At 45.9% G+C, this 19258-nt stretch carries 18 protein-coding genes; 6 read left to right on the top strand and 12 right to left on the bottom strand.

The window, feature by feature from the left end:
* The first annotated feature begins 76 nt into the window (after window positions 1–76).
* The gene (locus BUB37_RS06765; protein WP_072990739.1) at window positions 77–1621 is read left to right on the top strand and encodes a hypothetical protein; all 1545 of its coding nucleotides are present in this window, start codon (window positions 77–79) and stop codon (window positions 1619–1621) included.
* Window positions 1622–1627: 6 nt separating this feature from the next.
* A complete protein-coding gene (locus BUB37_RS06760) occupies window positions 1628–2485 on the top strand; it encodes a DMT family transporter (protein ID WP_072990735.1) in 858 nt (285 codons plus the stop codon).
* Between the two features lie 106 nt (window positions 2486–2591).
* On the opposite strand, the gene BUB37_RS06755 is transcribed toward BUB37_RS06760, so the two are convergent.
* The 3 genes from BUB37_RS06755 to BUB37_RS06745 all read right to left on the bottom strand — a co-directional run bounded on the left by BUB37_RS06755 (window position 2592) and on the right by BUB37_RS06745 (window position 4719).
* A complete protein-coding gene (locus BUB37_RS06755) occupies window positions 2592–3440 on the bottom strand; it encodes an SDR family oxidoreductase (protein WP_072990733.1) in 849 nt (282 codons plus the stop codon).
* Between the two features lie 14 nt (window positions 3441–3454).
* Window positions 3455–3658, bottom strand: a complete 204-nt coding sequence (locus tag BUB37_RS06750) for a hypothetical protein (RefSeq protein WP_072990730.1) — start codon at window positions 3656–3658, stop codon at window positions 3455–3457.
* Window positions 3659–3855: 197 nt separating this feature from the next.
* Window positions 3856–4719, bottom strand: a complete 864-nt coding sequence (locus BUB37_RS06745; RefSeq protein WP_072990727.1) for an AraC family transcriptional regulator — start codon at window positions 4717–4719, stop codon at window positions 3856–3858.
* A gap of 664 nt (window positions 4720–5383) precedes the next feature.
* Between BUB37_RS06745 and BUB37_RS06740 the strand changes: the two genes are divergently transcribed.
* The gene (locus BUB37_RS06740) at window positions 5384–6436 is read left to right on the top strand and encodes a fatty acid desaturase family protein (protein WP_317616548.1); all 1053 of its coding nucleotides are present in this window, start codon (window positions 5384–5386) and stop codon (window positions 6434–6436) included.
* Window positions 6437–6562: 126 nt separating this feature from the next.
* The gene (locus BUB37_RS06735; protein ID WP_072990724.1) at window positions 6563–6754 is read left to right on the top strand and encodes a cold-shock protein; all 192 of its coding nucleotides are present in this window, start codon (window positions 6563–6565) and stop codon (window positions 6752–6754) included.
* An 87-nt stretch (window positions 6755–6841) separates the two neighbouring features.
* Here the strand turns inward: BUB37_RS06735 and BUB37_RS06730 are convergent, their stop codons facing one another.
* The 6 genes from BUB37_RS06730 to panB all read right to left on the bottom strand — a co-directional run bounded on the left by BUB37_RS06730 (window position 6842) and on the right by panB (window position 13205).
* A complete protein-coding gene (locus BUB37_RS06730; protein ID WP_072990721.1) occupies window positions 6842–8326 on the bottom strand; it encodes a mannitol dehydrogenase family protein in 1485 nt (494 codons plus the stop codon).
* A complete protein-coding gene (locus BUB37_RS06725) occupies window positions 8326–10047 on the bottom strand; it encodes a purine-cytosine permease family protein (RefSeq protein WP_072990717.1) in 1722 nt (573 codons plus the stop codon). Before BUB37_RS06725 ends, BUB37_RS06730 begins: the two co-directional genes overlap by 1 nt.
* Before the next feature lie 518 nt (window positions 10048–10565).
* Entirely contained in the window at window positions 10566–11144 is a 579-nt protein-coding gene (locus BUB37_RS06720) for a DUF4252 domain-containing protein (RefSeq protein WP_244526750.1), read from the bottom strand.
* 31 nt (window positions 11145–11175) lie between these two features.
* Complete coding sequence (locus BUB37_RS06715) at window positions 11176–11874, bottom strand: RluA family pseudouridine synthase (protein ID WP_072990714.1); 699 nt, start codon at window positions 11872–11874, stop codon at window positions 11176–11178.
* Window positions 11874–12368: a signal peptidase II gene (gene lspA, locus BUB37_RS06710; RefSeq protein WP_072990711.1), complete on the bottom strand. Its 495-nt coding sequence runs from the start codon at window positions 12366–12368 to the stop codon at window positions 11874–11876. Before lspA ends, BUB37_RS06715 begins: the two co-directional genes overlap by 1 nt.
* Window positions 12369–12386: 18 nt before the next feature.
* On the bottom strand, window positions 12387–13205 hold the full coding sequence (panB, locus tag BUB37_RS06705; RefSeq protein WP_072990708.1) for a 3-methyl-2-oxobutanoate hydroxymethyltransferase: 819 nt from the start codon (window positions 13203–13205) through the stop codon (window positions 12387–12389).
* Between the two features lie 142 nt (window positions 13206–13347).
* Here panB and BUB37_RS06700 point away from each other — a divergent pair, with 142 nt between their 5' ends.
* Window positions 13348–13806, top strand: a complete 459-nt coding sequence (locus tag BUB37_RS06700) for a 3-methyl-2-oxobutanoate hydroxymethyltransferase (protein WP_072990705.1) — start codon at window positions 13348–13350, stop codon at window positions 13804–13806.
* 52 nt (window positions 13807–13858) lie between these two features.
* Here BUB37_RS06700 and BUB37_RS06695 read toward each other — a convergent pair whose 3' ends face one another.
* Window positions 13859–15325 (bottom strand): Gfo/Idh/MocA family protein, encoded by a 1467-nt coding sequence (locus tag BUB37_RS06695; protein ID WP_072990702.1) that lies wholly within the window; start codon window positions 15323–15325, stop codon window positions 13859–13861.
* A gap of 169 nt (window positions 15326–15494) precedes the next feature.
* Here BUB37_RS06695 and BUB37_RS06690 point away from each other — a divergent pair, with 169 nt between their 5' ends.
* On the top strand, window positions 15495–16424 hold the full coding sequence (locus BUB37_RS06690) for a 3-keto-disaccharide hydrolase (protein WP_072990699.1): 930 nt from the start codon (window positions 15495–15497) through the stop codon (window positions 16422–16424).
* A gap of 34 nt (window positions 16425–16458) precedes the next feature.
* Here the strand turns inward: BUB37_RS06690 and BUB37_RS06685 are convergent, their stop codons facing one another.
* Complete coding sequence (locus BUB37_RS06685; RefSeq protein ID WP_072990696.1) at window positions 16459–17889, bottom strand: L-serine ammonia-lyase; 1431 nt, start codon at window positions 17887–17889, stop codon at window positions 16459–16461.
* Window positions 17890–17953: 64 nt separating this feature from the next.
* Window positions 17954–19201: a hypothetical protein gene (locus BUB37_RS06680; RefSeq protein ID WP_072990692.1), complete on the bottom strand. Its 1248-nt coding sequence runs from the start codon at window positions 19199–19201 to the stop codon at window positions 17954–17956.
* Window positions 19202–19258: the final 57 nt, after the last annotated feature.

Raw genomic sequence — 19258 nt, 5'->3', positions numbered from 1 at the left:
AAAATGTACAACGTTTAATAAGTTTTCAAAGTGCTTAAAACGTTGATAAACAATAATCTAAACTATACTTTTTACGATGACAAATGTGCACAGGGATGCGTTGTTCGTGCTCGTGAAATCACTATCAAAATCAGAAAAGCGACAATTCAAATTGTATGTTGGACGTTTGGGAGTGAATACCGATGCCAAGTTTTTGGCCCTTTTCAATCTTCTTGACCGTCTAAAAAAATATGATGAAAAGGCTATTTTGGAATCGGGGATCGTAAAAAAGGCCCAACTTTCCAACCTAAAGGCCCATTTGTACAAACAAATTTTGGTGAGCCTTCGCCTTAACCCCGTAAACCAAACCATTCGGATCCAAATTCGGGAGCAGTTGGATTTTGCCACCATTCTTTATCAAAAGGGGCTGTACAAGCAGAGTCTTAAAATATTGGAAAAGGCCAAGTCTATGGCCATCGATAACGAGGAGAAGAACATAGCCTATGAAATCGTAGAGTTCGAAAAGATTATCGAGACCCAGTACATTACCCGAAGTATACCCGATAGGGCCAATGAACTGGCCGTGCAGGCCAAGGAACTCTCCGCCCAAAACGTGATTACCAGCAAGTTGTCGAACCTGTCCCTTCAGCTTTATGGAATGATGCTCAAGGTTGGGTATGTGCGCAGCGATGAGGATTATCAACGGGTAAGGAACTATTTCGAAAAGCATTTGCCAAAGTACCAGATCGAAAGGTTGGGCTTTCGTGAAAAGCTATGGCTGTACAAGGCCCATCTTTGGTACAGTTTTTTAATACAGGATTTTCTTTCCTCGTACAAATATGCGAGTAAATGGGTCGATCTTTTCTACGAGCACGAGGAGCAAATCGCATTGAACCCGGTCTTCTTTTTAAAGGGCAACCACTATTTGTTGGAGTCGCTTTTCTACGTAAAGTACAGTTCCCAGTTCAAGACCACCTTAGACCGCTTGGAAGAGGTGGTAGAGAGCAAGGGCTTTCCAAAGAACGACAACATAGCCTCACTGGCTTTTTTGTATATAAATGCCAACAGGTTGAACTTTCATTTTTTGGAGGGAACCTTTCAGCAGGGGCTCTATTTGGTAAAGATTGTCGAATACGGCATCAACAAGCACAAAGACCGTATAGATGTACACCATATTATGGTGTTGTATTACAAGATAGCCTGCCTGTATTTTGGCATTGGCGATAACAAGACCTGTATCCAATACCTAAAGAAAATCATCAACAACAAAAACCTGAAGATGCGCGAAGACTTAATGTGCTTTGCCCGGGTACTTAGTCTTGTCGCCCATTACGAGGCGGGAATGGACTATCATTTGGAGGTGCAGTTAAAAAGTACCTATAAGTTCCTTTTAAAGATGAACGACCTACATGCCGTGCAAAAGGAAATGATCAAGTTCTTGCGCAATTTGGGCAACATATACCCCAGCGAACTGAGAAACGAATTTCAAAAATTGTACACCGAACTCAAAAAGTACGAAGACCACCCCTACGAAAAAAGGGCCTTTTTGTATTTGGATATTATTTCTTGGTTGGAAAGCCATCTAGAGAACCGTCCGGTGGCCGAAATAATTCGGGAAAAGGCCTTGGCTGTTAGAAGATAGGAGCGGATGACAGAACGGAACCACGCCCGTAATTTCCTCGAGATAAATTTGGCCATGCTTTTTATGTCGACTTCGGGTCCTTTTGGAAAATTTATAGTCCTGCCCGCCCCATTGACCATAGAGGTGAGGGCCCTTCTGGCCTTTGTGTTCTTGGTCGTCTATTGCAAGATAAGGGGCGTTTCGTTTCGATTGAACGCGCGGGACAGGTGGCCTATCTTTATTTGTTGCCTATTGATGGGGGTCCACTTGATCAGTTATTTTCATGCCCTGCAGCTGTCGAATGTGGCCATCGGTATGTTGTCTTTGTTTACCTATCCCGTCATGACCGCCTTTCTCGAACCTTTGTTCTTAAAGACCCGGTTTCAAAAACTACACCTGCTTTTGGGGCTGATGGTGCTTATCGGGATTTACCTATTGGTACCCGATTTTAACTTGGAAAACTCGAGTACCGTCGCCATTGGCTTCGGCCTGTTTTCGGCCTTGGCCTATGCGGTCAGGAACCTGATACTCAAGACCAAGGTCGACCGCTATGAGGGCTCTGTGTTGATGACTTATCAAATGGGTGTGTTGGCCGTTTTGTTACTGCCTACATACTACTTTTATGCCACGGAAGAGGTTATAAGTTACGCCCCGGCGTTATTGGGCCTCGCCTTGATAACAACGGTGGTCGGCCATACCATGTTCATCAATTGTTTTAAGCATTTTTCGTTGACAACGGTGAGTATTTTGAGTTGTATACAACCGGTGTACGGCATAATCATCGGGGCGATCTTTCTTTCCGAATTGCCCGGATGGAGGACCATTTTTGGCGGTTTTTTGATATTGGCCTCCGTCATCCTCGAAAGCCGAAGGTCGTATCGGTAGTAATTTGGTAAAGGAGGGGCGTCTTTCTTTGCCTTTGGGCCAGAATCGGCTAGGGGGCAGGGCATCCCCCGGTAACAAAGGAATGCCTTAACCCTTGTTGTTCTTCCTATCCGAGTTTGAAGTTCTCTATGAGCTCCAACGGGGACAGATGGGGCCTGCCGGCCGCTTTTTCGTAATCGGAGGGCACATCGTTGGCACCGTTCAAAATGCCTTCGTAAATGCCGGCTATGATGGTTCCCATAAACTCGCCAAGCTCGGCCTTTCTGTCCTGTTCATACGCGGCTACCGATACGGGCCTGTATACCAGTTTGGTCCCGTATACCTGATTGATCAACCGGGCCAATTCGGCCTGGGTAATGGGTTCCCCGGCCAAATTATAGGTCTGTCCGTTGTGTTCGTCGCCCAAAAGCATCTGCGTATAGGCTTGGGCCAATTCATTTCTGCTGGTGTAGGCGCACTTGCCGTCACCCGCGCAATTGCTGATTTCCCCGGCCGCCACATAATGGTCTAAATACTCCAGGTCGGGTTCTATATAAATACCGTTTCTGCCGATTGCCCATTCCAGTCCCGAATTCCTAAGGTCTTCTTCGGTTTGCCGGTTACTTTTTACGATCGGTTGAAATGCCGTTTGGTTTTCGTCGCCTATGATGCTCGTGTACACGATCTTTTTTACCCCGTTCGACTTGGCCGCCCCAATAACGTTTCTGTGCTGTCCGATCCTTTTTTGGGGATCGTCCATACCCGAGACCAAGAGTACTTTGTCGACACCCTTTAGGGCCGCTTCAAATTCGCCCCGGTTGTTGTAATCCCCTTTTCGTATCTCAACCCCCAGGTGTTCGGCCTTTTTTGGGGTACGGGCGATGCCGATTACATGCGCTTCCCCAATTTCCTCGATCAATTGCCTTGTTATGGCCGACCCTAATTGTCCGCTTGCCGATGTTACCGCTATTTTCATGTTTTTCGTAAGGATTAAGATTGTTTTTCCGATTTAAGCCGTTCCAATTCCTTCTCAAGTTTTTCGGCCTTTTCCTTGAATTTTTCCATGGCCTTCTTGAGCTGGCCTACTTTTTTAAACACTTCATCGTCTTGAACCGCTTGGTACGAAATGTTTCCGTTTTTTTCCTTGATTTTCGATTTGGCGCCACAGGTAGGGCATATTGCAACTTGACTCATAATTCTTTGTTTAAATTCATTACATCGTATTGGGCGCTGTTTTCGGTTGCTCTTGGACGTATAGGGAGCTTTTCGCTCCACCCTATTTCCAATAAAGGTAATGAAACGCGCATCAATGTAAAGGGCAAAGGTAGGGATGCCTGTAGGCCATATAAAGGTAAATGAGGGCCAAGAATGGTAAATCTGAAACCAAGGGGCTATAGGCCCATCTTGTATTGTTTTGGGGTCAGGTTCGTATGCTTTTTAAAGAATTTTGTAAAGTTGGTGACCTCGTCGAATCCGTGGGTATAGGCAATTTCCTTAATGCTTAGGTCGGTACTGAGCATGGTTCTCTTCAGCTCGAGGACGACATATTGGTCAATGAAACTCTTGGCGGTGTTTAAAGTAAAGGTCTGGACGATATGGTTCAGGTGTTTGGGGGTGATTGACATGGTTTCGGCATAGTCTTTTACGTTGCGCATTTCCTTATAGTTTTTTTCGACCAGGGTCTTGAACAGAAAGAAAAGTGGATAATGCTTTTTGTTCGTGGGGACGGAGACGTAGCTCTGTGATAGGCGTTCCAATCTCAACAAGTACAACTCGAGCAATTTGGCGACAATATTCTTTTGGGTGTCCGAGGTTCCTGTTGCAAGTTCCTGTTCGCTCTCTTTGATAAATGTTTCGTTAAAGGGGCATTTCGCGACCAAGGGCTCGGAAATGTGGTAGTTGTACAGGTGGGAGATGGAGTCAATTGACGATTTTGAAAAGTATTTTAAAACAAAATCTTCGGTAAAGATTACCAGATAACCATCATAATCCAGGGGCCCTTGAAAGGCATGAACCTGACCTTTGGCTATCTTTAGGACACATCCCTTTTTTAAGGTAAACGTTTTGAGGTCTATTAGATGCCTGCCCCAACCTTCGGTAATGAACAATAAGGCAAAAAAGCTTATTCGATGGGGTTGCCTTGGATCATGGGTGGGATGGTCTTTGATTCTTTCAAATAATTCGGAAACCTTTAAAAATTCGATGTCCGTAGCATCGTCCTTTCCTTGGAATGATATGTCGGGTATTTGGTTCAAAGTGCGAAATCTTGTTTTTGCGTCCAGCTAACAGGTCGTCAATGCCTTGCTTTTTCTGGCCCAACCCGAAGGCACCATTTAAATGGGATGGGAAAATACTAATTTAGGGAACAATAATTCACCCGATGGGGGTACGTAGCAAAAAAAAAAGTATAGAAGGGGGAATGTTTTTCTTGCGATGGTTGGGTTTATTGGCAAATACATCGGTTTTTTGTTCCCCGTATTTCGGTAATATTCGCTTTGTCGATGAATAGGGCTTAGGTTTCAAAAGTTAAAAACAGTTAATTAATTGGGGAAGGTACTTGGTCGCTTGTGGTAATGATACGGGGCGCTACGGGCCTTTTTTATGGGGTGTGGGGAAAACGGCTCTGTGGTAATTGTGGCCCAATTCTTAGGGTTGGCCCGATAATTTCAGTACATTTGTAACCAATTCATGAAACAAAGCATTGTTTTGTGGACAAGATTAAAACAGTAAAAATACCCTGCTTTTTAGTAGTTCTTCGTTAAGCAATTTTCCTTAGAGTTTACTTCAACGTTTTCATTTGATTACAAGATCAAATACCATTTTTACCCTTTTTTCGAAGTAATTTTTGTTTAACTAATTTCTTTTCATATCAAAACATTAAGATTTTCAAAATCAGTTAGTTCTGATTTTTCAAAGACATTGAAGCTTCGGGTATCCGAATATTTCAAGACCGCCAAAAAAAGTAGGTACGGCAACAAACGCATGGTTATAAAGACCATTTTTATGCTCTTGCTGTTTTTTACGCCATTGGCATTTATCATTTTCGCCCCTATAACCAGTATTCCCTTATTGTTCGGATTGTATATTCTAAGTGGATTGGGTATGGCGGGTATTGGCATGGGTGTAATGCACGATGCCATACACGGATCTTACTCAAAAAACAAGATCGTTAACAAACTCATGGGCTATACCATAAATTTAATTGGGGCCAATGATAAGGTATGGCGGTTACAGCACAATGTGCTGCACCACAGTTTTACCAACATCGAAGAACACGACGATGATATAAACGCCCCGTTCTTTCTTCGGTTTTCGCCCCATGCAAAAAGAAACAAACTGCACAGGTACCAACATTGGTATGCATGGTTCTTTTACGGTTTGTCGACGATTTCGTGGGTCACTTCCAAAGATTTTATCAGGTACAAGAGGTATTATAAATTAGGACTGATCAAGGACCGCAAGACCTATATAAAAGGTTTGTTCAAGATCGCGGCTTGGAAAGTGGTGTATTATTCCTACGCCTTGGTATTGCCGATCGTTTTAACGGCTTTTGCCCCATGGACGGTAGTACTGGCCTTTTTGGCAATGCACTTTGTAACCGGGTTAAGTATATCCTTGGTCTTTCAAACGGCCCATGTATCTCCCGACGCCGCTTTTCCGCTACCGGATGAAAACGGAAACTTAGATTCCGGTCGCTTGGCACATCAGTTGGAGACGACCTGTAATTTTGCTCAAAAAAGCGTGGTCCTGTCTTGGTTGGTAGGAGGGCTTACACATCAGATAGAGCATCACCTTTTTCCGAACATATCACATGTCCACTATAGAAAAATAGCCCCGATCGTAAAACGGACGGCGGAGGAATTCGGATTGCCCTATCACACCAATGGCTCTTTTTTAACAGCGGTAATCAAGCATTTTCAAATGCTCAAAGACTTGGGACGCACGGATATGATTCCCGTCCAAAGCACTTAAAACAATATAAAAATGGATAGCTATATCCAATGGAATGGGTAGGTAACATAGGTGTTAACCTTAATGTAGGCCCGCACATTCGCCAATGAATAGCAGATAAATTTTAAAAATTAATATATTACAATTATGCAAGAAGGAACAGTAAAGTTTTTTAACAATGACAAAGGTTTTGGTTTTATAACACCGACCGATTCAAGTGAAGATGTTTTCGTACACGTATCGGGCCTTATCGATGAAATCGAGGAGAACGACCAAGTACGCTACGAAACGCAACAAGGCCAAAAAGGTCTGAACGCCGTTAAGGTAGAGCTGGTTTAAACTCAGATGAAATAGATACAAAAAGAGCGGCTTATGGCCGCTCTTTTTATTTTCAGGGATGTTCGTCCGTATCTTGAAAAGATGAACTTATATCATGGTTTCCATATATTTTTTAACATCGGCATCCTTGTAAATTTTCCCTACCATATTTACATATGATTTTGCAAAACGCTCGTTTTTCGCAAGGTTTCCGAAAAGGGATTCTTGTTTAATAAAGGCCAAGGGATCCGTTGCGGTTTGCTTTGCGGCTTGGTGAAGCTCCTCTTGCATGGCATCGATAATCTCCAGGGGCTGCCCGTTCTTATCGGCCTGTTTGTCGCTGTAATAGCACCAAGCGGCAATGATCAGAGTTATAAACTCGATGCTTCTTTCCGCCGATAGATTCTCTTGAAGGGTCTCAAACAAGAACTTGGGCAATTTGGCAGAACTTTCAGAACAGATGCGGCTTACACTATCCTTTATATTGGGGTTGGCAAAACGCTCCTGTAGGCTATCCTTGTAGGCGTTAAGGTCGATTCCCTTTACCTCGTCGAGGGTAGGGGTGGCCTCACGGTCCATAAAGGTTCTTAAATAGGTAACGAAGGTCGGGTCTTCCATACAGGCATTAATGGTAGGGTGGCCGTGTAAGGCTCCCAATATGCCCAAGACCGAATGGCCTGCGTTCAATAAACGAAGTTTCATTTTTTCGTAGGGCTTTACATCGGGTACAAATTGTACGCCAACCTTTTCAAATTCAGGTCGGCCGTTCGAAAAATTGTCCTCTACCACCCATTGTATAAAGGGTTCGCAGGTTACGGGCCATTCGTCCTTAATACCGTAATTCTCTTCGAGATAGGCGATATCCGCGGCCGTGGTCACCGGTGTTATACGATCCACCATACTATTGGGAAAACAAACTTCGCGTTCGATCCAGTCGGCCAAGGCGGTGTCTTGCCTTTTGGCAAAGGCAAGCAACATTTTACGGGCCATATCGCCATTGTGCTGAATATTGTCGCAAGACATTAGGGTGAATGCCGGCAGGTTTTTATCACGTCGTTTTTTTAGGGAGGCGGTCAAAAATCCGTAAACCGTCTTAGGTGCGTCGGGATGTTGTAGGTCGTGCTGGATATCTCGGTTTTCAAAGTCGAATTCTCCCGTAGATGGATTAAAATTATAGCCGCCCTCGGTAATGGTGAGGGAAACAATTCTTGTGGCCGGGTCCGCCATGCGGTCGATTACTTTTTTGGCATCGTCGACGCCTAGTAAAAAATCGCATATAGAACCTATGACCTTGGGTGCTACCTTGCCATCGGGGTGCTTTACGATCAAGGTGTAAAGTCCGTTTTGCTTGGTCAGCACGTCGTATATTTTGCGGTCGCCCTCCCTCAGGCCGATACCGCAGATGCCCCATTCGGGTGCGCCGTATTTCTCTTGAAGGGCATTGGTGTAAAAGGCTTGGTGCGAACGATGGAAACCGCCCACGCCAATATGCACCATGCCCGATACCAGGTTGTTTCTATCATAGGAAGGACAAGGAATGCGTCCTGCCAATTCCGCTACGTTCTTTTGTTCCAGAGTTAGGGTGTTTTTCATTACAATGCTGCTTTTTTTTGTTTTCCGCGTTTAAGGGCCCAATAGGCTGTTATAAAATAGAGTAGGGTGCAGATAAATGCGTATTTGTAAAATACCTCGCGATTTTCCACATAAAAGGTCTCGTCAGAACTACCGAATAGCGTAATGGCGGCCAAAATAAGGGTAATTACCAAGGTAATAAGCGAGATGACCTGTAGTGTCCGCGTAAGAAAGGAATTGTCCTTTACGGTCAAGGGTTGCGATTTGGCCTTGTGTTCATGAAATTTTTCAATGTTCTGGAGACGTATTTCCTCTTGTTTCTGGGCTTCTGGATAGGCTTTCTTGGCTCCATATCGGCCCGCCATAAGGGTATAGACAAGGATCGTAAATATCCATGTGGGAATAAACAGGTAAAAGAAAGACATGACGTTAAAGGCGTTGAGGCCAAAACCAAACAAGAGTCCCAATGCCCATGAGGCTACTGCCGGGGTGCTAAAAGTCAGTTGGCTGTACGAAGACCAATAGCGGGTATAACCTATTCTAGGGAATATCTGGTGTTCGGCAAATACGATGGCCCCTACGGGAACGACCAATAGGCCGGCATAGGTAAGCAGCGGTAGTATTTGTGAAAAAACGAAGGGGAAACATGCGATGGCAACGGTTATCAATCCTACCACTATGGTGGTTTTCTTTCTCGAGTGGTTATGGAAAATAGCTTGTGCCGCCAGGCCTGCGCGGTACAGGTTGGTGATAGCGGTCGTCCACCCGGCCACTATGACGATGACGAAGCCCGACCAGCCCAAGGCGTAATAGGCGACATCCCCTGGATCTAGCTCCACGATCGATTTCCCTATGATTACGGCCGCACCGGCACCCATGATACCTGCTGCGATCCAGGCGACGTAGTGCCCGAACATCATTCCCGTACTGGTCGATAGGCCATAAATTTTCTTTTTGGCAAAACGCAAAAGCGCCATGTCTATGAGTCCAAAATGGGTAATCGTATTGGCCGCCCAGGCAAAGCCGATGACCTCTATGAGGCCTATACCGGGCTCGCCGTTGCTGTCAAGTCCCGTCCAAATGGACTGGTCGCCCAGGGCAATAAAATCGTTCCATCCGGCAGGCAGGGTCTTCCCCAGAACGTCCAATGAGAGGGCGGGTAAAAGTACCATGGCGCCACTGGTGAACATAACGAAGAGCCAAGGGGCGCATATGCCCGAAAATTCCGAAACGGCATTAAAGCCATAAATGGCGATGGATACCACGACGGCACCTACGCAAAATACGATCAATACAAACCACAGGTTGGTAGGGTACCAGTTTAACTGGGCCGGCACGTCAAAAGCAAAACGCACCGCCGTGGCCGATACGGTGATCATGGCGGCGGAAATGACCGAAAATATAATTACATTGGCCCAATTATAAAGCTTGGTCATAGAGTCGCCGGCAATTTTGTTCAGGTAGGTATATAGGCTAAGCCTAGTGTCTACGGCAATGGGCGAGGTAATAAACGTCCAGCTGAGAACGGCCAGGATATTACCGATCAACAGGCCCAGGAGAATATCCATGGTTTTGGCCCCGAGCGCGACAAATGTAGCCCCTATGACAAATTCGGTGGCTGCTACGTGCTCTGCGGCATAGAGTCCGGCAAAATGGGTCCAATCGTGTAATTTATGTTTGGCGACGGGTAGTTGCTCTTCGTTTAAATCTTCAAATTGCTGATAATCTGTAGTAGTGTCCATGAGTTAAGTTGATGTGTCAAATGGTGCCCCCTTAATTACTGATGTTAAGGTAGGGTTGCATGTGAGTGTTAAGTGATAGGGATAAGCACCATAATTAAGTGTTTAAGTTACTAGCCGGGCTAACAAGCGGGCTAATTTAATAAATGCAGACCGAACAGAAAATCTACAAATGATATATATGTGATTTTCCTTGCCGGGTCGGGTTCCCAAAGAAGCTAAGGGGCTGTACCCCTTTTGGCTATTTCTTATATACCATTGCCCTTCAATACAATAAGAAATCAATTAAAGGGAGCAAGGGTGATTCTAAAATCAATGGCTTCATTTGGGATAAAGGTTTGCACATGCCCTGAATTATCGCTGGTGCCCTTAAACTTTGTCTTTGGATATTGCAGGCGCAATTTGGCAATGGGGCCGAGGGTATGCTACGGCAGGGGCGATACCGACCGTGGAGTTAATGTGTTAGGTAAACGTCTTCCTTGTTATGCCGGAATTGCTCTTTCATGGAAGAAGGAATGGGTTCAGTTTTGCGGCGGGCTCATTTGATATTGATCGATCAAATTGGCACCCAGGTTTTGAAATTCCTCGTTTTGGGCCATTTGCCTTACTTTTACCGGGTCGAAATTGCCGTTGAAATAAAGGAAGGAGCCATTGAGGTTGTTATTGTTGTATATCAGGATTTCCTTGACCGCATTCCCCCTTTCCCTAATAGATATGATATTTCGTTTAAGGTTGTCGTTTTTTCGATAGACCTCGATAAACGAATTCCCCGTAATACCGTTCATTTGCTTGTTGAGGAAGGAAGTACGTTCAGGGGTGGCACTGGGAAACTGCATATAGCGCAGGTCTTTGGTATTGCCTACTAGCGTTTTCATTTCGGGCGAAATATTGCCGATCATCGACAACATAAAACGCGGTATGCGTACCGCAGTTACCTGGTCGTCTTCCTTGTGGGCATTGTAGAATGAATCGATGGAATTGTAAGACCCGCAATTGGCGAGTATCACGAGGCTGCAAATGAAAAGTGTTCTTTTGATCATGGTGCAAATGAAAAGTGTTCTTTTGATCATGGTGCAAATGAAAAGTGTTCTTTTGATCATGGTGTAGTGTTTGTCGTTAAATATAAGGTATTTAACAACAAGCGTTCCAAACAGGATCCTTAGGGGGAGGGGCCACTAGGTTGACGGGCTCTTTTTTGACCGGGTGTACGAAAGAAAGCCTTCGGGCGTGTAAATGGATACTGGCGTCTTTGTTGCTACGGTCAAAACCGTATTTGAGGTCCCCTTTTATGGGGCAACCGATGGCAGCCAATTGGGCACGTATCTGGTGATGGCGACCGGTCTTCAAATCGATTTCCAAAAGATAATAACGGTCTAGTTTTTTAAGGACGCGATAGTCGAGAACCGCTTTTTTACTGTCCTTTACTTCTTTGTCGTGTGCGTACGATTTGTTTTGTTGGCTATTGCGCTTTAGCCAGTGCTGCAGGGATGCTTCCGGTTTTTTGGGCGCGTTTTTTACTACGGCCCAATAGCTTTTTTTTGCGTTTTTTTCGGCAAAAAGCTTGTTGAGCCTCGGCAGTGCCTTTGAGGTTTTGGCAAAGACCACGATTCCCGAGGTCGGCCTGTCCAGTCGGTGGGCCACCCCCAAATATACATTTCCGGGTTTGTTGTATTTTTCCTTGAGGTATAGTTTTACGACCTCGCTCAAGGGCATATCGCCCGTCTTGTCGCCCTGGACGATATCGCCGGGCCGTTTGTTGACGATTATCAGGTGGTTGTCTTCGTAAAGCACCTGTAGGTTCTTGGGGGTAGTAAGGATCTTGTTAGCCACTATGCCGCGGGTTTTTCTGTTCGGAAGGATAAGGCCAAAAGAAGGAGTACCCCCGTGGTTACCGAAACGTCGGCCATATTGAAGATACCGGTTTTTAAAAAGCCGAGCTTAATCTGAAAAAAGTCGGTTACCGAACCATAGGCGATACGATCGACCAAATTGCCGATCCCGCCACCGATGACAAAGGCAAAGCCGATGATGGCCCATAGGCCCAGCTCCTTTTTTCCGAGAATCCGGATCAATAAGACCAAGAGGACCAGAACGGGCAATACCTGAAAAAGGACAATCTTTAGGATAGGGGGGAAGTCTTGCCCGAAACCGAGCATGGCACCCGTGTTTTCAACATTGGTGAGAATAAAATTGTCGCCCACCACTTGTATGTAATCGTTGGGAACAACGCGTTGGCGTACCACATCCTTTGATATTTGGTCGCACCCAAAATTCAGTAATACGAGTACAATTATGCCCAACCTCCGTAGTCCTGTGGAGCCCATTCCTTTATCGTTCGAATCCTAATACTGTTCTTGGTCGTTGGGGAAGTCCCTGTTTTTTACGTCGTTTACGTATTGCGATATGGCATTGCCCATATCCTCATAAAGGTTCATATACCGGCGTAAGAACCTGGGGTTGAACTCGTGGGTCATTCCCAATAGGTCGTGGATCACCAGAACTTGCCCGTCGGCATGTTTTCCGCCACCGATCCCAATAGTGGGTATGCTGATGCTCTCCGAGACTTTTTTGGTAAGCTCGGCAGGAATTTTTTCCAATACGATACTAAAACATCCCAGTTTTTCGAGCAACTTGGCATCTTGTATAAGTTTTTCCGCTTCCTGCTCCTCTTTGGCCCTTACGGTATAGGTACCGAATTTGTAAATCGATTGTGGGGTAAGGCCCAAATGGCCCATAACGGGTATACCGGCATTCAATATCCTTTTAACCGATTCCTTGATTTCCTCGCCCCCTTCCAATTTTACGGCATGGGCACCGCTTTCCTTCATGATCCGAATGGCGGAACGCAAGGCTTCCTTGGGATCGCTTTGATAGCTTCCGAAAGGAATGTCGACCACGACCAAGGCTCTTTGAACGGCCCGGATTACCGAAGTGGCGTGATAAATCATCTGGTCCAAGGTGATGGGTAAGGTGGTCTCGTGGCCCGCCATAACATTACTGGCCGAGTCTCCGACAAGAATGACGTCTACATTGGCAGAATCTACAATTTTGGCCATTGAGTAGTCGTATGCCGTAAGCATAGATATCTTTTCGCCGTTTTTCTTCATGTCCACTAGGGACTTTACCGTTACTCGTTTGTATTCTTTTTTGACAGTCGACATTTACTTTTGGTTTAGAAAGGATAAAAGTAAGAATTTTGTTTTGGGGAAAATAATGCCCGTACCGTTTCCTGTTGACCGCGTTTTTTTCAAAAATCCTTACCTTGGGGGGGCGCTAACCGAACTGTTTAAATGGTAAACGATTATGAAAAACTTGGTAATGGCAATGTTTTTGCTGATTTGCTTTGATGCCGTTGGGCAAAACGGGGAAGAAACGGAAGTGCGTAGAACTATCGATAGGTTCTTTGACGGATTTCACAAACAAGACTCCCTTATCATAAAGGAAACGGTATCGGAATCGATAGTCTTGCAGACCATAGCCAATAACGAACAAGGGGAGGCCTTGGTAAAAAGCCAGGAGTTCAGCGCTTTTTTAAAGTCCCTGGTGGGCATACCCAAAACCACGAAGTTTCAAGAGGTCATTACCGATTGGTCGATACAAATCGATGGTCCCATGGCCCATGCCTGGACGGACTATGAATTTAAGGTCGACGATGCTTTTCACCATTGTGGGGTAAATTCGTTTCAGTTGGTAAAAGATGCCGAAAAGGGGTGGCAGATCATTTACCTGATCGACACCCGTAGAAAGACCGATTGCAAATAAAAAACGGGAAACCTTTTGGGTTTCCCGTTGTATATAGGTTTTTGGAACGGAATTATAGTTCCCAGCCTTTTCTGTAGGTACGGCCGACGTATTGGTTGGCTTCCTCCAGGTTGGTGATCCGCATGTTCTCTCCGTCCCACAGCAACTTTTTACGGGCGTAGAAGTCCATTTTTCCTTTACTGTCTTCCTTTCTCAACAGATAGCTTCGAATGGCCAAATTGCCCATAAGAACTGTTTCGGTCATGGGCCCTGCGTAATCGAACGAAGAGGTCAGTCCCTTGTGCTCTTTACTGCCGAAACCGGCTTTACAGGCATCGACCCATAGACGTTGGTGACCGTATTCCGGCTCGTCGTTTGGCTCCGTTTCCGGTCCAAATTCAGTGGTGCCGTCGTTAAGGTATAGTTTTGGGGTCAAGGGGCTACTGTCGTTGATATTGGTAGAGATAATACCCTTTTCTCCAATGATAAGGACGCCGTTGTTGCTTCCAGGTCCTCCTATATCGTTGTTGGCAGGTATGATTTCAGGATGGGCAGGTCTGATTCCACCATCGCTCCAGGTCATTTCTATCGGAGATTTCGATTTCTCGGTAGCGCCGAAATGAAGTGTAATGAACGATGAGGCCGGACAACCTTCGGGGTGGTAGTCGGCGTTCCACATCTGGGAGTATACCGAACCGACGCTACACTCGGCATCCGTAGGATATTTTAGCCCTAAGGTCCTGAAAGGGATATCGATCAAGTGGCATCCGACATCACCAAGGGCCCCTGTACCATAATCCCACCAGCCCCTCCAGCTAAACGGGTGTAGATTGGGCGTATAGGGTTTTTCGGGTGCGGGCCCGAGCCAAAGGTCCCAGTTTAAGCTATCGGGCTTCAAGGAAGGGTTGGGCTCGGGCATGGCCCCGCCCTGCGGCCATACGGGTCTGTTGGTCCAAATCTGAACCTTTGAAACCGCCCCGATGGCATCGTCGTCGATCCATTTCTGGACCATTCCCAGTAAGGGGTTCGACCCCCCTTGGTTACCCATTTGGGTTACTATTTTTTTATCACGGGCCATTTGGGTAAGCATCCGGGCCTCGCGAATATTGTGGGTCATTGGTTTTTGTACGTAGACGTGGACGCCCCTGTTCATGGCGTAGGAGGCCGCAGGTCCGTGCACATGGTCGGGAGTTGAGATGGTAACGGCATCGATGCCCTTCTCCTTGTCCAGCATTTCACGGTAATCGGCGTACAATTTGGCCTTCGGGAATCTTTCGACCGATTTTTTGGCGGAACCGCCAAAGTCCACATCACAGAGGGCTACAACGTTTTCGCGGCCGTTTACGGAGGCATTGGCAATATCGCTGGCACCTTTGCCACCGGCACCGATCGCGGCAAGGTTCAACTTGTCGCTGGGGGCCAGGTAGCCGACTCCGCCCAGAACATGGCGCGGCACTATAAATATGGAAGATGCCGCAGCCCCCTTCTTAATAAAGGAACGCCTGGAGTTGGTTGAAGATTTAGTCTTCTTGTTTTTCATGTCTTTTTGGATATAGTAAGGATTAGAATTAGCTTCTAAAGTTAATAAAATATGTCAAAATTGTAATAAATCCCGTCTTTAATAATCAATTTCCAAACTCCGCGGTCATATTTGTTCATTTTTGGGCGTAATACCTATCTTTGATATCTTATTTTAATAAAACTCTATAATGAAAAAAATTACAATTTTCTTTTATTTCGTAGCCTTGTGTTTGGGCTCCAACGCTTATGCCCAGGACAGTAAATTTTTTGAGGGCAAGTGGGATATGGTTGTTGAAAAGGACGGTAAGCAACTACCGTCTTGGTTGGAAATCAAACATTCCGGTTCCAAGACCTTGGTAGGCCGTTTTGTTTCCTGGTCGGGTAGTGCCCGGCCCATATCCGAGGTAAAGGCCAAGGATGGCAAGTTCTCCTTTACGATACCACCACAGTGGGCCCCTGATCTGGGTGACCTTACCATAAAAGGGGCAAAAGACGGTGAGGGCCTAAAGGGAACCCTGGCCTTTGCCCATGGGGAAACCTATGATTGGACGGCGGTTCGCGCCCCCAAATTGACCTACGTTGAGAACCCGAAATGGGGACAGCCCATCGAACTTTTCAATGGCAAGGATTTATCGGGATGGAAGGCCTTGGGCAAAAACCAATGGGTCGTCGAAGACGGGATTCTTAAAAGTCCGAAATCGGGAGCCAATTTGGTGACCGAAGAGAAATTCCAGGATTTTAAACTGCACGTCGAATTTAAGGTACCCCCCGGAAGCAATAGTGGCGTTTACCTTCGCGGACGCTATGAGGTGCAGATCACCGACGACCACGGAAGCGAACCCAGCAACGTTCTCTTTGGCGGGATCTATGGCTTTTTGACCCCCAACGAAATGGCGGCCAACCCGGCCAGCGAATGGCAGACCTACGACATTACCTTGATCGGAAGGCGCGTAACGGTCGTGGCCAACGGCAAGACCATTATTAGTGGGCAGAACATACCGGGAATTACCGGTGGTGCTTTGGATAGCAAGGAGGGCGAACCCGGACCTTTCTATATTCAAGGTGACCACGGCCCCATTATGTTCAGAAAGTTCACCGTTACCCCTCGTATAGACTAAAGAAAGACGTAAGTACGAAATAGGTATGGGCGATCTAACAATCGCTCATGTTGATACCGACAGCGAGACCTCCTTTGGAGGTCTCTTTGTATTTGGAGCTCATATCCTTGGCCGTGGCCCACATGGTTTCCACTACCTTGTCGAGAGGTACCTTGGCGTCTTTGGGATTACTGTCCAAGGCCAGTTCGGCCGCGTTGATGGCCTTGATGGCCCCCATCGAATTGCGTTCGATACAGGGTATTTGAACCAAGCCGCCTACAGGGTCGCAGGTAAGTCCCAAATGATGCTCCATGGCGATTTCGGCCGCCATCAAGACTTGTTCGGGACTTCCACCCAAAAGCTCGGTCAGTCCCCCTGCCGCCATGGCCGACGACACTCCGATCTCGGCTTGGCAACCGCCCATGGCCGCTGAAATGGTTGCCCCTTTCTTAAAAATGCTGCCTATTTCGCCGGCTACGAACAGGAATTGCCGGATCTGCTCAAAACCGGCCTTGTGGTCTTCTATGGTCAAGTAATACATCAATACAGCGGGAATAACCCCTGCACTGCCGTTTGTAGGGGCGGTGACCACACGGCCCAAGGAGGCATTTACCTCGTTCACGGCCAGGGCGAAACAGCTTACCCATTTAAAGATTTGACGGAATTTGACCTTGGTTTTTCGAATCGTTTGCAGCCATTCTTGCGGCGTGGCATAGGTGTTGTAATTCGCCCCCAGCAGCCCCTTGTTTAGGCCGGATGCGCGTCGATGGACGTTCAGCCCGCCAGGTAGTATGCCATCGGTGTGGCAGCCCGTATACATGCATTCTAACATTGTGTTCCACACCTTTTGGGCTTCGCGTTCAATTTCCTTTTTGTTCCGTAACGACAGTTCGTTCTTGAGAACGATCTGCGAAATGGATTTGTTTTCCTCTCTGCAATAACCGAGCAATTGTTCGCCATTTTCAATCGGGCAGGGAAAACGGTGAAAGTCCGCTATCTTTCGCTTGGCGTTTTTCCGTTCCTTTACCACCACAAAACCGCCCCCGATGGAGTAGTAGGTTTTCGATTTTTTGCTTCCCGATCTTAAATGCGCCTCGAATTTGATTCCGTTTGCATGGAAGTCGAGAAATTTTCGATGAAAATGGATATGGCGGTCGGGGTCAAAGGGCAATCGGCGTTCTCCCCCGAAATTGATGGTCTTGTTTTCTTGAATGCGTTCGACCGTGGTATGGATCTGCGCTATGGGTATGGTTACGGGATCTTTGCCAGAGAGGCCGAGCATTACGGCATAATCGGTGGCGTGGCCCTTGCCGGTCAACGAAAGCGAACCGTACATATGGACGTCGATCGTTTCCACTTCGTTGAACAGGCCGGCCGATCTCAGCTCCTCGATCCAACGTTCGGCGGCCCGCCAAGGGCCTAAGGTATGGGAACTCGAAGGGCCGATGCCGATTTTAAGCATGTCGAAAACACTGATGCACTCCATGGCAAAAATTAGTTTAAGACAAAGATATACTTAAAAACAGGAAGCATGTAAACGGCAAGGGATGCTAGCTGCCTTTTTGTAAGGGGATGCCAATATTTAGGGCCAACATATTTTGGTTAAGGCCTTCAAATTTATCGAGGATACCGGATCTATTATAAACAAGGTCGAGGTAGATTTCCTTTTTCAAGACCATGGTCTTTATGCCTGCCCCCAATGAGAATCCCAAATTTAACTTGGAAAATGGACTCGTGGTACTTTCATCCGTTCTTGTGGTTATTCCATTGGTGTTCCTTAATTCGTATTCTTGCTTATAGCTAGAGGACAGTTCTAAATTATTGAATGCGCCAATTTGAAATGTCGGCTTGACTTTTCCTCTTGGGAATTCATATTTTATCGATAGATTATTGGACCAAAACCATCTTTTTGAACTGATGTTGTTGATTTCGGTAAAATGATATAGTGTTTCTTGCCTATCGTGGGCCCATTCCAAATTTTCGTAATAAAAATTGGCAAACCACTGCAGGTTTATTTTTTCATTGATCCTTGGGAAATTGGTTTTGAAGAAAAATCCGATACTGGGTGAAAAGGAAGGACTGGACAAACTTCCCCTAAAATAATAAAACCGGTCCTGAAGATTATCGCCATGGGAAATATTGACCATGTTTATTCCGATCAGGGGTCCGTAAGAATAAACGGGGGTTGATGCTTTTTCACCATGAACGTAATAGGGTTCTTGCCCGGCAACTTCCTTGTGGTACTTTTTCGCAATTTTTACTAGGGAATTTCGGTTTAAGGAAAGGGTTCTTACTTCTTTTTGAATAATTGCACTCTTGTGAAAAATCAGGCTTAGCGTCGTACGGAACTCTTTGGTTTCAAGTACGTACTTCTTACCGTTTTTAACAATTTCCCTTTCTTCGTTTTTGAGCAAAGAAAGGGTTCCGCTTTCATCACTGGCTAGGTAATGATCCCTGCCATTGAGATTCAGGTAGAAAAAGTCAACCGCCCCCTCAAATAAATATTCAAGAAAAAAAGTATCTTCCTTGCCATCGAGGTTGAGGGGTTTCGATAAATAATACCTTCCATTTTCGTAGCTGTACGCCTTTAATTCTTTTGGGGAGTACGACCTACTGTCACTATTCTTCGTTTTTTTAAAGACACATTTCTTGGCGTTTGATTGATTTCCCCGATAATCGATGTAGCCGTAAATCGTATCGTTTAAATTGTTGATGATGTACCCTTCCCTATAATCGAACTGGGCAAGGGTTTCGAAACCCACAAGGGTTAGGGCGATAGCCAAGAAATAATTTTTCATAGTTTTTCGGGACTAGTGAAAAACAAAAATATTTTTTCGGTACTGCTTCGTTTAGTT

Source organism: Pseudozobellia thermophila (assembly GCF_900141855.1).
In the GTDB taxonomy this organism is placed as follows: Bacteria; Bacteroidota; Bacteroidia; order Flavobacteriales; family Flavobacteriaceae; genus Pseudozobellia; species Pseudozobellia thermophila.
This window is presented reverse-complemented; position numbering and strand designations above follow the sequence as displayed.

Excerpts from the sequence above, each read along its gene's own strand:
- BUB37_RS06765 (WP_072990739.1), top strand. The coding sequence starts at position 77 with ATGACAAATGTGCACAGGGATGCGTTGTTCGTGCTCGTGAAATCACTA.
- BUB37_RS06760 (WP_072990735.1), top strand. The coding sequence starts at position 1,628 with ATGACAGAACGGAACCACGCCCGTAATTTCCTCGAGATAAATTTGGCC.
- BUB37_RS06755 (WP_072990733.1), bottom strand. The coding sequence starts at position 3,440 with ATGAAAATAGCGGTAACATCGGCAAGCGGACAATTAGGGTCGGCCATA.
- BUB37_RS06750 (WP_072990730.1), bottom strand. The coding sequence starts at position 3,658 with ATGAGTCAAGTTGCAATATGCCCTACCTGTGGCGCCAAATCGAAAATC.
- BUB37_RS06735 (WP_072990724.1), top strand. The coding sequence starts at position 6,563 with ATGCAAGAAGGAACAGTAAAGTTTTTTAACAATGACAAAGGTTTTGGT.
- BUB37_RS06730 (WP_072990721.1), bottom strand. The coding sequence starts at position 8,326 with ATGAAAAACACCCTAACTCTGGAACAAAAGAACGTAGCGGAATTGGCA.
- BUB37_RS06725 (WP_072990717.1), bottom strand. The coding sequence starts at position 10,047 with ATGGACACTACTACAGATTATCAGCAATTTGAAGATTTAAACGAAGAG.
- BUB37_RS06720 (WP_244526750.1), bottom strand. The coding sequence starts at position 11,144 with ATGATCAAAAGAACACTTTTCATTTGCACCATGATCAAAAGAACACTT.
- lspA (WP_072990711.1), bottom strand. The coding sequence starts at position 12,368 with ATGGGCTCCACAGGACTACGGAGGTTGGGCATAATTGTACTCGTATTA.
- panB (WP_072990708.1), bottom strand. The coding sequence starts at position 13,205 with ATGTCGACTGTCAAAAAAGAATACAAACGAGTAACGGTAAAGTCCCTA.
- BUB37_RS06700 (WP_072990705.1), top strand. The coding sequence starts at position 13,348 with ATGAAAAACTTGGTAATGGCAATGTTTTTGCTGATTTGCTTTGATGCC.
- BUB37_RS06695 (WP_072990702.1), bottom strand. The coding sequence starts at position 15,325 with ATGAAAAACAAGAAGACTAAATCTTCAACCAACTCCAGGCGTTCCTTT.
- BUB37_RS06690 (WP_072990699.1), top strand. The coding sequence starts at position 15,495 with ATGAAAAAAATTACAATTTTCTTTTATTTCGTAGCCTTGTGTTTGGGC.
- BUB37_RS06685 (WP_072990696.1), bottom strand. The coding sequence starts at position 17,889 with ATGGAGTGCATCAGTGTTTTCGACATGCTTAAAATCGGCATCGGCCCT.
- BUB37_RS06680 (WP_072990692.1), bottom strand. The coding sequence starts at position 19,201 with ATGAAAAATTATTTCTTGGCTATCGCCCTAACCCTTGTGGGTTTCGAA.